The sequence below is a fragment of the Cupriavidus pauculus genome, assembly GCF_002858765.1.
In the GTDB taxonomy this organism is placed as follows: Bacteria; Pseudomonadota; Gammaproteobacteria; order Burkholderiales; family Burkholderiaceae; genus Cupriavidus; species Cupriavidus pauculus_B.
Genome location: NZ_PJRP01000005.1, coordinates 144,285 through 156,365, shown reverse-complemented (window position 1 = coordinate 156,365; position 12,081 = coordinate 144,285). Strand labels below are relative to the sequence as shown.

Sequence of the window (12,081 nt, the reverse complement as noted above, 5' to 3'; positions counted from 1 at the left end):
GGGCGGCACCTTCCGGCGTCATGCCGGAAGGTGCCGCAGTGCTTGATGGCCGGTCAAAGCGGCCGAGCTACTGCGCCTCCCGCATCGGCGCGCCATGGTCCCCGGCGGCAACACAATGATCGCCACCCCATTCGCGTAGCGCCGCCAGGACGGTTTGCAAGCGCGCGCCCTTCTCCGTAAGAACGTAATCGCTCCAATCCGCCCGCTGGCAGCTCGCCTGTGTCGTTAGCACACCGTGCTCGATCAGCGCGCGCAGCCGCGCGGCAAGGATGTTCGGGCCAAGCCCGAGGTGACGCTGAAACTGGCCAAAGCGGGTCGTGCCCGCCAGCGCCTCGCGGACTATCAGTAGTGTCCAGGCGTCGCCCACGATATCGAGCGCACGCCCAATCAATCGGATGTCCTCTTGGGGGCTCTCGGGTTTCGAGCACGACGTCGGCGCGGACGTCGGCGGGTAGGTTTGCGACATGGCTTTATCCATTTTGATTGCCCGCGATCTCGACAGATCGCGTTTTGACTGTTCCAGCAAGCGGCCACGGGTGCGTGGAGGCAAACAAAATCGGCGCCATCGGCGCCGACTCCTTCTTGCTGACTGAAGACGAAAACTGGATGGGGCACGTCGGCAATGCCTTGTCGCCCCATCTCCCCTTACTCGCGAGCATCCCCAATGGCGGCCTGCAGAAAGCTATCCAGCCGCGCGGTATGCATCGATGCGTAGCCTGGCGCTGTCGACGCCGCGGCTTCGGGCCCGATGTAGCGCAGCATGCCCGGCACCTTCACGATGTCCAGCATCCGCTCCATCACAAAGGTCCATGCGCCCTGGTTCTTCGATTCTTCCTGGCACCACACCACGTGCTTGAGGTTTGGGTAGCGCGCCAGCTCATTTGCGATCTCCAGGTCCGGGAACGGATACAGCTGTTCCACCCGAAGCAGCGCGATGTTGTCCTTGCCTGCCTTGCGACGACGCGCGAGCAGCTCGAAGTAGACCTTTCCCGAGCACAGGATCAGCGTGTCCACCTTCTCGGCCTCAGCCTGGGTGCGCGGCTCGGTCAGTACCGGCTCGAACTTGCCATTGGCCAGCGCGTCGAGACTGCTGACCGCGTCCGGATGACGAAGCAACGACTTCGGCGTCATGACGATCAGCGGAACGTGGTCTTGGCCCAATGCCTGTTCGCGCAGCAGGTGATAGATCTGCGCCGGGGTGGTGGGCTGGGCAACTCGCATGTTGCCCTGTGCGCAAAGCTGAAGATAACGTTCGAGCCGCGCGGAGGCGTGCTCGGGGCCCTGCCCCTCCTGGCCATGCGGCAGCAGCAACGTGATGCCGCTGCGCTGCCCCCACTTGGCCTCGCCAGCGGACAGGAAGTTGTCGATCACCACCTGGGCGCCATTCGCGAAATCACCAAACTGCGCTTCCCACAGCACCAGGGAGTCCTGCCGCTCCAGCGAATAGCCATACTCGAAACCCAGAACGCCAGCTTCGGACAGCGTCGAGTTGGCGATCGCGAAAGTGCCTTGGCCATCGGCGACATGCGCTAGCGGCGTATGGAAGCCTTGATCCCGTGCCACGCGCTTCTGGTCATGGAGAACGGCGTGTCGATGGCTGAATGTTCCGCGTTCGCTATCCTGCCCGCTGAGACGTACGTTCACCCCCGCGGACAGCAGCGACGCGTAGGCCAGGTGCTCGGCCATGCCCCAGTCAAGCGCGCGCGTTCCCGCGGCCATCTCGCGACGGGCGGCGATCACCTTCTCGACCAGCGGGTGCAACGAGAAATGATCCGGAACGTGCGTGATGCGCTGCCCGAGTGCCTGGAGCTGCGTCAGTGGCACGGCGGCCGGCGTTTCCGCAAGGAGTACCTGCAGCGACGCCGCCACACCCTGCCCGTCATCGGATGCCTGATGAACCGCGTCGCCTTGGGCTGCGTCCAGCCGAGCGCGATAGTCCATGCCAAGGCGCTCGACGTCCTCGGCGCTCACCACCTGTTCATCGACAAGCTTCGAGGCATAGAGGGACCGCACACCAGGATGACCGGAGATGGAGCGATACATCAGCGGCTGCGTGATGCTCGGCGTGTCCTGCTCCTGATGCCCGTGGCGGCGGAAGCAAACCAGTTCGATCACCACGCTGCGGCCGAACACCGCGCGAAAATCGATAGCCATGCGCGTGGCGGCAACCACGGCCTCCGGATCGTCACCGTTCACGTGGAGCACAGGCGCCTCGATCATCTTGGCGATATCCGTGCAGTAGAAGGACGACCGTGCATCTTGAGGCCGGGATGTGGTGAACCCAACCTGGTTGTTGACCACGATATGAATCGTGCCACCGGTGCCGTATCCGCGCGTGTTGGACAGGTTCATCGTCTCCATGACGATGCCCTGCCCGGACATCGACGCGTCACCGTGGATCTCGATGGGCAGCACCGCGCCAGACCCCAGTCCCAGCGCTTCGGCGCGCGCCCGGGCCATGCCCTGCACCACCGGATTCACGATCTCGAGGTGGGAAGGGTTAAAGGCGACCGTGACCTCGGCCGGCCCCGCTTCCGTAGCGATCGTGCCAGTGAATCCCTTGTGGTACTTGACGTCGCCCGCGAGCAGATCCACGGATTTCTTGCCGTCGAACTCGTCGAAGAGCGCCGCGGCGGGCTTTCCCGCGATGTTCACCAGCACGTTGAGTCGACCCCGGTGCGCCATACCCAGTATGGCGTGCCGGATGCCCTGCGACGCACCGTAGGAGACCAGCTCGTCCAGCAGAACGATCAGCGACTCGCCACCTTCAAGCGAGAAGCGCTTCTGCCCGACGTAACGGGAATGAAGGTACTTTTCGAGACCTTCCGCCGCCGTGAGCTTTTCCAGGATATGGCGCTTGTCGCTGGCGGTCAGGGCAGCCTTCGATCGGGTGGACTCCAGTCGCATCTGCCACCAGTTTCGTTGGCCCGGGTCCGCGAGGTACATGAATTCCGCGCCCAGGGTCCCGCAGTACGTCTCGGACAGGGCCTCGACCATGTCCTCGAGCGTCATGTCTTCATCGGAGAAGTTTGTGTCCGATGGGTCGAACTTCGTCTTCAGATCGGCCTGCGAGAGTCCGTAGTAGGTCGGGATCAGGTCTGGAACCGGGACGGGTTCCATCCAGCGCAGCGGGTCAAAACGCGCATGGCGGGTGCCGACCATGCGGTAAGCCAGGATCATTGCCTGGACGGCGAGTTGCTTGCGGATGAATCCTGGACGCTCGCGCACCGGCCGCTCTCCCGGCCGCGCCTGCTTCGCCAGTTCGACGAAGCGCGAAACGACGCGGCTGTGCGCTACGTCGGCGCTGCTCGACCCATCCACCGCGGGCACCGCCTGGAGCGCGTCAAAGTACCCGCGCCACTCTTCAGACACCGCGGACCTGTCTGCCAGGTACGCGTCGTACTGCTCCTCAACGTAGGGAGCGTTGCCGCCAAACAGGAAGGAGGCGTTCCGATTCTCGATCATCATGATGACTAGACCTGTCGCAAGACTGGGCGATTGCCCGTTGCTTAAAGTCTAGAAATTTGCCGCTTCCGACGACGCCCTGGTGATGCTGGTTTTGGGACATCTGCTACCGATTCCCGGCCAGTCGTTTCGGGGCGGTTACCGGCCTGGGTGGGCCCATCCGAAAACTGGCCCCCGACGCCACAACGGCGACGGGGGCCAGTCAGGCGCGCGGACGTTGCCGACACGCTGGCCTGCAGGCTGGCCTATACGCCCATCGGATTGGGCTTTGACGGATCCAGTCCGTACTTCCTGATGGCATCCGCCACGACGCTGGCCGCGATCTTGCCGTCGTCAGCAAGGCCCTTGAGCGCGGAAACCGTAATCCAGTAGCGATCGATTTCAAAGAAGTCCCGCAGCTTTTCCCGCGTGTCGGACCGCCCGAATCCATCGGTGCCAAGCACGACGAAGCGCTGCGGGATGAACTCCCGGAGTTGCTCGGTCAGTGTCCGTACGTAGTCGGTCGAGGCGATCACCGGACCTTGGGCGCCGGACAGCAGCCGCTCGACGTGCGAGACGCGCTGAACTTCCGTGGGATGGAGCAAGTTCCAGCGCTTGACTTCGCGGCCTTCGCGGGCCAACTCGGTGATGCCCGGGGCACTCCACAAGTCCGCCGCCACCGACCAGTCCGCTTCCAGCAGGCTGGCGGCGGCGATGACCTCGTTGAAGATGGTGCCGGCGCCCATCAGTTGCACGCGGGGCATTGCGCTGTCGGCCGTCGACTTCCTGAACAGGTAGAGGCCGCGAATGATGTCCTGCGCCACATCCTCGCGGTCAGGCATCGGCGGGTGCTCGTAGTTTTCGTTCATCACGGTGACGTAGTAGAAGACATCCTCCTGTTCCGTCACCATGCGCCGCAAGCCATCCTGCATGATCACTGCGAGTTCGTAGCTGAACGTCGGGTCGTAGCTGATGCAATTTGCCACGCTCGATGCCCACAGCAGAGAGTGACCGTCCTGATGCTGCAGCCCTTCGCCGTTCAGCGTGGTCCGGCCCGCCGTCCCGCCCAGCAGGAAGCCGCGTGAGCGCATGTCCCCGGCTGCCCATACCAGATCGCCGACACGCTGGAATCCGAACATGGAATAGAACACGAAGAACGGAATCATCGTTTCGCCGTGCGTCGAATACGACGTCGCTGCAGCGATCCAGTCTGACATGCCACCCGCCTCGTTGATGCCTTCCTGAAGGATCTGCCCGGTTTCGGATTCCCGGTAGAACATGAGTTGCCCCGAATCCTCCGGCTCATAGCGCTGACCGTCCTGATTCCAGATACCGATCTGCCGGAACAGGCCCTCCATGCCAAACGTCCGCGACTCATCGGGCACGATCGGCACGACGCGCTTGCCAAGCGCCTTGTCCTTGAGCAGCACGCCAAGAAAGCGCACGAAGGCCATGGTCGTCGACATCTTCCTGCCCTCGCCCGTGCCCTTGAGCAGCGCTTCAAAGGCACCCAGGTCCGGCGTTGGCAGTGACGCCGCTTTTTGGCGGCGCGCCGGCACATAGCCGCCAAGCGCCTGCCGGCGTGCCTGCAGATAGGCCCATTCATCGGACCCTTCGTCGAACTTCAGATAGGGAACGTCTGCAATGGCCTCGTCAGTGATCGGGAGCTTGAACTGGTCGCGGAACGCCTTCAGTTGCTCTACCTGCATCTTCTTCTGCTGATGCGTGTTGTTCATGGCCTGGCCGGCCTCGCCCATCCCGTATCCCTTGATGGTCTTGGCCAGGATTACCGTTGGTCGACCATTGGGAGTCGAGGCCTGCGCGTAAGCCGCATGGATCTTGTGCGGATCGTGTCCGCCACGGTTCAGCGCCCAGATGTCGTCGTCAGTCCAGTCCGCCACCATGGCCTTGAGTTCGGGCGTGTTGAAGAACTTCTCGCGCACGTGTGCCCCCGACTTGGACTTGTAGGTCTGATACTCCCCGTCCACCACTTCCATCATCCGGCGCATCAGGGCGCCATGGTGATCTCGCGCCAGCAGCGCATCCCAGCGACTTCCCCAGATCACCTTGATGACGTTCCATCCGGCGCCGCTGAAGAGGCGCTCCAATTCCTGGATGATCTTGCCATTGCCGCGCACTGGCCCGTCCAGGCGCTGGAGATTGCAGTTGACCACAAAGATCAGGTTGTCCAGCCGCTCGCGGGCCGCCATGCCGATGGCACCCAGCGATTCGGGTTCGTCCATCTCGCCGTCGCCAAGGAACGCCCAGACCTTGCGACCTTGCGTCGTCACGACACCCCTGGATTCGATGTACTTCATGAAGCGGGCTTGATAGATCGCCATGAGAGGGCCGAGTCCCATCGACACCGTGGGGAACTGCCAGAAGTCCCGCATCAGCCAGGGATGCGGATAAGACGGCATGCCCTGCCCACCCGTTTCCTGACGGAAGTTGTCCAGTTGCGCGCTGGTCAGCCGACCTTCCAGGAAGGCACGCGAGTAGATGCCCGGCGAGGAATGCCCCTGAAAGAAGACCAGATCGCCCCCATGATCTGCAGTGGCGCCGTGCCAGAAGTGATTGAAGCCGACGTCGTAAAGCGTAGCGGCCGAAGCGAAAGAGGCAATGTGCCCGCCCACATTGGTTTCGCGGCCCGCGCGGAGCACCATCGCGATCGCGTTCCAGCGCATGTACGACCGGATCTTGTGCTCCGTGGCCTGATCGCCGGGGATGGCAACCTGCTTGCCCGGCGGAATCGTATTGACATAGGGTGTCGCGGTAGAGAACGGAGCATACTCGCCACTCGTCCGCACGAACTCGATTTGCCGTTGAATCAGGAAGCGTGCGCGGTCCATGCCAACGTGGGACGCGACACCGTCCAACGCATCGAGCCACTCGGCGGTTTCCTGAGGATCATCATCGTCGCGCGGGTCCTGGCCAAACTTCGTCACGTCCATCGATCCGTCATTGGGTACTGCAGCCATTTGGCACCTCCTGCGTCATGCGTAGGTTGCGGGTGGGTTCGCGAAAGCGCGCCACCGTTGAAGGCCATTCTAGGTAGCGACAGGGACGGGAGCGGCATCGCGGCAGATACGCGCGACAACTTGGCCCGAAACTGCAACGTCCGGCGATTCGGCTGTGGTCACGTGGGGCCAGGACGGCCTGCTTCCAGCCGCCAGATGTCTCCGTGACGAGAACCCGTGGCCGGGAAACGCTCGATGTTGGCCGAAATCCGACCGATCCTCTGACGCTGCGAAGCACGACGATCTCTATAGTCACGGTAACGGCCAGATGTACTCGCGAGCAGCAGGAGGGTCCGATGAAACGCGAAGAATGCGGTAGTCCAGGACATCGCCCCATTGGCGGTGCCTGTGGGGGCGGCGAGCGTCGTGAATGGACCGGCGCGGTATCCGACGACCCGATCGGCATGGCTGCGGCGCTAATTGAGATCAGAAAGCCTTTCGTCGTGGCGCTGACGCTGGGCCCGACGGCTAACCAAACGGACCGGACCTGCGAGGGTTCCGAGGACATCGCCGTCTTTTCTACGGACGGCGCTTTGCTCGCAGGCCGCGTCGACAACCCGCAGGCTGAAGATCTTCTGGCACGCGCGGCAAGCGATTGCTTCGCGCGACGAACGGCAGGCGTGATCGAACTCCGGCAGGATGAACCCACGTGCGGCGCTTCGGATGCCGGCGGGTCAGTGCTCAGGGTCTATATCGAACCCGTACTGTGGAAATGAAATGACGGATCAGAACGTTATCGCTGCACGGGAAGCACGAACCGCGTTACCCGACCTGATCGTGCCGGGCTTGTCGGGGGTCTTCTGCGGACTGAATCCCGGCTTGGCGGCCGCTGCTGTCGGCCACCACTTTGAAGGGCGCGGCAATCGATTCTGGCGAGCGGTTCACCTTGCCGGATTTACCGAACGCGAACTGAAGCCCGCCGAAGACGTGCAGCTTTTGAAGTATGGATTTGGTCTCGCAACCGTGGTCTGTCGGCCAACCGCCAGCGCCTCCGAGCTATCGAAGGACGAGTACGTCGCGGCTGCGGAGGGGCTGCTTTGTCGACTGAATCGCTTCCGGCCAACCTACATCGCCTTCCTGGGCAAGGACGCTTACGCCACCATGAGCCAGCGGAAGCACGTCACCTGGGGCCTGCAGCACGAGCCGCTGGGCACCGCGAAGGTCTGGTTGCTTCCGAACCCGAGTGGACGCAACCGCGGCTTCTCGCTCGCCGAACTGGTCGAAGCCTATCGCGAGTTTCGCCTGGCAGCCGTGGGAGACGTGGAACCGTGTCCGGCAGGCTAATGCGCAGTCGCAGCGACAGGTCGATGCTGGGGATGCTCCCGCCTCGTCGAGGATGGCAACACGATCTGCGCACCGGTGCCAGGTCTTTCCGGCGTGGTCTGCGCACTGCCCTCGGTATCCTGGAAACGCTGGCGATAATCCTTCGGCGTGATATCGAGACGCCGGGAAAATATCATCCGCATATGCGTCGAGCTATGGAACCCACTCCGAAACGCAATGGTTTTCAGCGGCACGTCGGTTTGTTCGAGCAGCTTGCGCGCGAAGTCGACCCGTACTTGCTCCACGAATACCGACGGCGAGACCTTCGCGTGCTTGGCGAAGGTGCGACTGAAGGTTCGACGGCTCACCCCCACCGCATCAGCCAGTTCTTCGATCGAAAAGGCCTCCGCAATATGGTCGTTGACGTAGCGCATGGCCCGACTGACGATGGAGTCCTCTTCCGGTCCAACGGCAAGGTAGGGGCTGTACTGGGACTGCCCGCCGTCGCGACGGATATACACGATCAGACGTTTTGCGACTTTCACCGCAATCGCATGCCCGAAGTCCTCGGCAACAAGCGCCAGACACAGGTCGATGCCTGCCGTGACGCCGCCGCTGGTGAAGAGGTTGCCGTCGCGCACGAAAATCTTGTCCGGGCGGACCTGGGCCCGCGGGAAATGATCCTGCAGTCGTTTCGTATCCGACCAATGCGCGGTGACTTCACGCCCATCCAGCAATCCCGCGTGGGCCAGCAGGAATACGCCATTGCAGACGGCGCCGAACCGGTTTGCGGTCAACGCCTTGTCATGCAGCCAGGAAAGGAAATCGGGGTCGGGCTGCATGCCCGGCGCCTTCGGACCTCCTGCCATGAGAAGCAGGTCGCATTCATCGGCATAGTGTCGATAGTCGACATGCACCCCAACGTGCATGCCGTTGGAACAGGTCACGCTATGCGGCCTGACGCCAACCAGCGTGACCTCATATCGCTTGTGGTGCGGCAGCAGTGCATTGGCTTCCGCAAACACGTCCATCGGGCCGGCCACATCCAGCGATTGGACACCATCGAACACAACAAGAGCTACTTTCATCCGCTTCTACGTCACTAACGACGCCAATTCGCGAGGCGGGCCGCCCCGTTGAGAGGGATGGTATGCGCTTTCGCCCAGAGAGATTAGAGGAAGTATCTGAGAAGCATTCTTCCAGGGATCGAGACAAATTCCCGGAGGTGGCCTCGGTATGCTTGCCGCCGGTCACCTCTGCAAGGCAGGTTCACTTGCCAGCCTATTCGTGCTTATGCCAACTGTCTGATGCGCCCCTTCTTCGCATACTCGCCTTCCGCACGCCCGCTGCTGCTCCTGGCGTGCTCGGGAACGAAACTCGATCGGCCGGCAAAGGCCATTGCGCTGTACAAAGGCGTCATGTACAGCACGTTCGCCAAGCACAAGAGCGCCGACGCACCGCCGAGCGTCATGATTCTTTCTGCGGAGCATGGATTCTTGTCGCCCGATATCGTTATCGCACCGTACAACAGACGCATGACCGTTGCCCGCGCGGATGAAATGCTGGCGGACCTCCGTCAGTTCAACGTGCACGCAGCATGGCCACGCGAGATCGGAAAGGCCCTTCTCGCTGGCGGCGCCGAGTCCCGGCGCGTCATGCGGGCGATGCTTTCGGCGCTCTATCCGGAAGCGCTGCCCTTCGCGAGCGAAACGTCGGGTGGCATCGGCCAACAGCGCGCGCAACTGGGCGCGTTTCTACGTGCGGGCGACCAATGACAGCCCACTGGCGACGGCGCGCGACGTCACCCTCTCAAACCATGAAATAGAGATTCCCGCTACTGCGGCATTCTCTTTGCCAGTGCACGAGCGTAGCCTTCAGGACAGAACGCGGCACCCACAAGCGGGTCTGCGTTAGCCGCCTGGAGAACCACATGCTTCGACACTGCAACCACGGTCCAATCGCCCACGCGCCGGCGCGCATGGTGCGCCACGCCGCCTTGACGAGGAGACTGCCATGAGCGCGCTCCCCGACACCTCGTCCGCCGCGAGCGCTCCGCCGGTCGCCTCCCGCGCCAAGATTGTCATGATGGCGATCATTGCGGGCGCGGTGATTACGAATATCTACTGCACCCAACCGATCCTGCCGTTGATCGCTTCCGGCATGAAGGTCGACGTGACCACCGTCGATCTCGTTGCTGGCGCGGCCCTGCTCGGCTTTGCCACCGGCCTGGCGTTGCTGTTACCGCTCGGTGACCGGTTCGACCGCCGCAAACTCGTGCTGATCCAGATCGCGCTTGCGTTCTGTTTCGCGTTGGCCGCAGCACTCGCGCCAAGCATCTGGCCCCTGATCCTTGCGTCCTTCGGCCTCGGCGTGGTGAGCTGCGTGCCCCAGCAACTGGTGCCCTTTGCGGCCGTCATGTCGTCGCCAAGCGAGCGCGGGCGCTCCGTCGGGACGGTCGTGAGCGGCATCATGGTTGGCATCCTGCTGGGTCGGACGATCAGCGGTGTGGTCGGCGCTGCCTATGGTTGGCGCGCCGTGTACGGCCTGGCTGCGATGTTCATGGTCCCCGTCTGGATCGCCGCCGCCTCGCTGCTTCCTCGCGGCTTGCCGAGTACGAACCTTTCGTATGGACGGTTGCTTGCCTCGCTCTGGCCGCTGGCTCGGGACAACGCTCCCATTCGCCAGTCGATGATCATCCAGGCGCTGTTGTGGGCTTGCTTCAACGCCTTCTGGGTCAACCTGGCTGCCCTGCTCGCCGACGGCCCGCTGCATCTCAGCAGTGCCTGGGCGGGTGGCTTTGGCATCATCGGCGCTGCTGGCGCACTTGCCGCCTCGCTGGGCGGCCGCGCTACCGACCGGCTGGGCCCACGGACCGTCATCGCCGCGAGCATCGGCTTCGTTACGCTTTCCTATCTGCTGCTGGCGGGCGCGGAGTCGTCGCTGATACTTCTTGTGATCGGCGTCGTCGTGCTCGATATTGGCGTACAGGCAGGGCTCGTGTCCAACCAGACACGCGCCTTCGCCGTGGACCCTAAAGCGCAGGGCCGGATCAATAGCCTGTACATGACGGCGACCTTCCTTGGCGGTGCCGTCGGCGTGATGATCAGCGGTTGGCTCATGACGCGCTTTGGCTGGACCGGCATCGTCGTCTTTGGTATCGCCCTCGGCGTCGCCGCGTCCGTCCTGCACTGGGCAAGTGCGCCCCGTGGCGTGCTGAAGTCGACTTGACGTGACATGGCAGGTACGCCCGGGCGTTATCTTTCACCCGAAGACAGGTCAGGCTTCTCAAACAGCACCGACCTCAACCCAAGGACCGAACGATGACGAAGTTCCTTGTTTCATTTCCTGCAGCGGCGATGGATGTCCCCGCCGATGACTTTGCCGCCGTCGGGGAAGCTGCGCGCGAGGTCATACGCGAGGCAAAGGCGGCAGGCGTGTACGTGTTCGGTGGTGGTATCCGCGAAGATGCCGCGCCGCTCATGGTCGCATCAGACGGCGCGGTCACAAGCGAAACCTATCCCCAGACGAAGGCGTTCGACGGCGGCTTCTGTGTCCTGGAACTGCCGTCGCGCGAAGCCGCCATCCTGTGGGCCGCAAAAATTGCCAAGGCTTGCCGGTGCTCGCAGGAACTCCGCGAATTCGGATATGACCCGGAGAGCTGACGGACCAGTGCGGGCGCGAGCGGCGTTCGCTCCTGTCCATGGGCATGAGCGTCGCCTACACTCAGCCTAGACCATTGACCGTGCGCACCAGCATCCTCAGGAAGACCGGGATGGATCGGTAGCGACCTTGTGTCCGCCGCAATAGCAGGATGCCTGCTTGCATCACCTGGCACAGGTTCCCAAGCGCACTCGCACTGACCGGGGCATTGAAACCTGACTGGAGCCGAGTATGAAGCCAGAGCCATTTGCGGTCACCCCTGCCGGGTATCCACGCGCCTTCGATGTCGTGGGCGAGAAAATTACGGTCCTGGCGTCCAGTGCCGCCACGCAGGGTTACGAAGTCTTCCTGCAGCAAGGTCAGGAAGGCAGCGGGCCGCCGCCGCACTGCCACGATTGGGATGAATCGTTCTACGTCACCAAAGGGGTGATAGAGATTGGATACGGCGAACAGGTGCTGACCGCCAGCGCTGGGACGTTTGTCCATGTCCCGGCCCAGACCATTCACTACTTCCGGTTCGGCTCAGGCGGCGGCGAAATGATCTCCGTGACCAGCCAAGGTGGAAACGCGTCACGCCTGTTTGCGCAGATCGACGAGGCAGTCCCCCCTGGCACCGCAGACCTGCAGACCTTGCTAGGGGTCGCGCAGGAATGCGGCGTGACGATTGTCAAGTAACGCGGCTCGGTAGGTCACGCAT

At 62.9% G+C, this 12,081-nt stretch carries 10 protein-coding genes; 6 read left to right on the top strand and 4 right to left on the bottom strand.

Annotated features, from left to right (window positions below):
* Nucleotides 1–67 precede the first annotated feature (67 nt).
* The 3 genes from CYJ10_RS13395 to aceE all read right to left on the bottom strand — a co-directional run bounded on the left by CYJ10_RS13395 (nucleotide 68) and on the right by aceE (nucleotide 6,422).
* A complete protein-coding gene (locus CYJ10_RS13395) occupies nucleotides 68–466 on the bottom strand; it encodes a winged helix-turn-helix transcriptional regulator (protein ID WP_180862927.1) in 399 nt (132 codons plus the stop codon).
* A gap of 179 nt (nucleotides 467–645) precedes the next feature.
* Entirely contained in the window at nucleotides 646–3,468 is a 2,823-nt protein-coding gene (locus CYJ10_RS13390) for a 2-oxoglutarate dehydrogenase E1 component (RefSeq protein WP_101681978.1), read from the bottom strand.
* A 242-nt stretch (nucleotides 3,469–3,710) separates the two neighbouring features.
* Nucleotides 3,711–6,422 carry a pyruvate dehydrogenase (acetyl-transferring), homodimeric type gene (aceE, locus tag CYJ10_RS13385; protein ID WP_101681977.1) on the bottom strand — a complete coding sequence of 904 codons (2,712 nt, stop codon included), beginning with the start codon at nucleotides 6,420–6,422 and terminating at the stop codon, nucleotides 3,711–3,713.
* Nucleotides 6,423–6,757: 335 nt separating this feature from the next.
* On the opposite strand from aceE, the gene CYJ10_RS13380 reads away from it, so the two are divergent.
* Nucleotides 6,758–7,177, top strand: coding sequence for a hypothetical protein (locus CYJ10_RS13380; RefSeq protein WP_146002037.1), 420 nt, complete (start codon nucleotides 6,758–6,760; stop codon nucleotides 7,175–7,177).
* A gap of 1 nt (nucleotide 7,178) precedes the next feature.
* Nucleotides 7,179–7,745 (top strand): G/U mismatch-specific DNA glycosylase, encoded by a 567-nt coding sequence (mug, locus tag CYJ10_RS13375; protein ID WP_101681975.1) that lies wholly within the window; start codon nucleotides 7,179–7,181, stop codon nucleotides 7,743–7,745.
* Here mug and CYJ10_RS13370 read toward each other — a convergent pair.
* Nucleotides 7,742–8,812, bottom strand: coding sequence for a GlxA family transcriptional regulator (locus CYJ10_RS13370; protein WP_101681974.1), 1,071 nt, complete (start codon nucleotides 8,810–8,812; stop codon nucleotides 7,742–7,744). The genes mug and CYJ10_RS13370 overlap by 4 nt on opposite strands.
* Nucleotides 8,813–9,031: 219 nt before the next feature.
* Here CYJ10_RS13370 and CYJ10_RS13365 point away from each other — a divergent pair, with 219 nt between their 5' ends.
* The 4 genes from CYJ10_RS13365 (at nucleotide 9,032) to CYJ10_RS13350 (ending at nucleotide 12,059) form a co-directional block, all read left to right on the top strand.
* A complete protein-coding gene (locus CYJ10_RS13365; protein WP_257993302.1) occupies nucleotides 9,032–9,499 on the top strand; it encodes a DUF6884 domain-containing protein in 468 nt (155 codons plus the stop codon).
* Nucleotides 9,500–9,737: 238 nt separating this feature from the next.
* The gene (locus CYJ10_RS13360; protein ID WP_101681973.1) at nucleotides 9,738–10,952 is read left to right on the top strand and encodes an MFS transporter; all 1,215 of its coding nucleotides are present in this window, start codon (nucleotides 9,738–9,740) and stop codon (nucleotides 10,950–10,952) included.
* A gap of 92 nt (nucleotides 10,953–11,044) precedes the next feature.
* The gene (locus tag CYJ10_RS13355) at nucleotides 11,045–11,386 is read left to right on the top strand and encodes a YciI family protein (protein ID WP_257993301.1); all 342 of its coding nucleotides are present in this window, start codon (nucleotides 11,045–11,047) and stop codon (nucleotides 11,384–11,386) included.
* A gap of 229 nt (nucleotides 11,387–11,615) precedes the next feature.
* Nucleotides 11,616–12,059 (top strand): cupin domain-containing protein, encoded by a 444-nt coding sequence (locus CYJ10_RS13350; protein WP_101681971.1) that lies wholly within the window; start codon nucleotides 11,616–11,618, stop codon nucleotides 12,057–12,059.
* Nucleotides 12,060–12,081 lie beyond the last annotated feature (22 nt).

Coding starts and splice junctions, on each gene's coding strand:
- mug (WP_101681975.1), top strand. CDS start 7,179: ATGACGGATCAGAACGTTATCGCTGCACGGGAAGCACGAACCGCGTTA.
- CYJ10_RS13380 (WP_146002037.1), top strand. CDS start 6,758: ATGAAACGCGAAGAATGCGGTAGTCCAGGACATCGCCCCATTGGCGGT.
- CYJ10_RS13360 (WP_101681973.1), top strand. CDS start 9,738: ATGAGCGCGCTCCCCGACACCTCGTCCGCCGCGAGCGCTCCGCCGGTC.
- CYJ10_RS13390 (WP_101681978.1), bottom strand. CDS start 3,468: ATGATGATCGAGAATCGGAACGCCTCCTTCCTGTTTGGCGGCAACGCT.
- CYJ10_RS13365 (WP_257993302.1), top strand. CDS start 9,032: ATGCGCCCCTTCTTCGCATACTCGCCTTCCGCACGCCCGCTGCTGCTC.
- CYJ10_RS13370 (WP_101681974.1), bottom strand. CDS start 8,812: ATGAAAGTAGCTCTTGTTGTGTTCGATGGTGTCCAATCGCTGGATGTG.
- CYJ10_RS13395 (WP_180862927.1), bottom strand. CDS start 466: ATGTCGCAAACCTACCCGCCGACGTCCGCGCCGACGTCGTGCTCGAAA.
- CYJ10_RS13355 (WP_257993301.1), top strand. CDS start 11,045: ATGACGAAGTTCCTTGTTTCATTTCCTGCAGCGGCGATGGATGTCCCC.
- CYJ10_RS13350 (WP_101681971.1), top strand. CDS start 11,616: ATGAAGCCAGAGCCATTTGCGGTCACCCCTGCCGGGTATCCACGCGCC.
- aceE (WP_101681977.1), bottom strand. CDS start 6,422: ATGGCTGCAGTACCCAATGACGGATCGATGGACGTGACGAAGTTTGGC.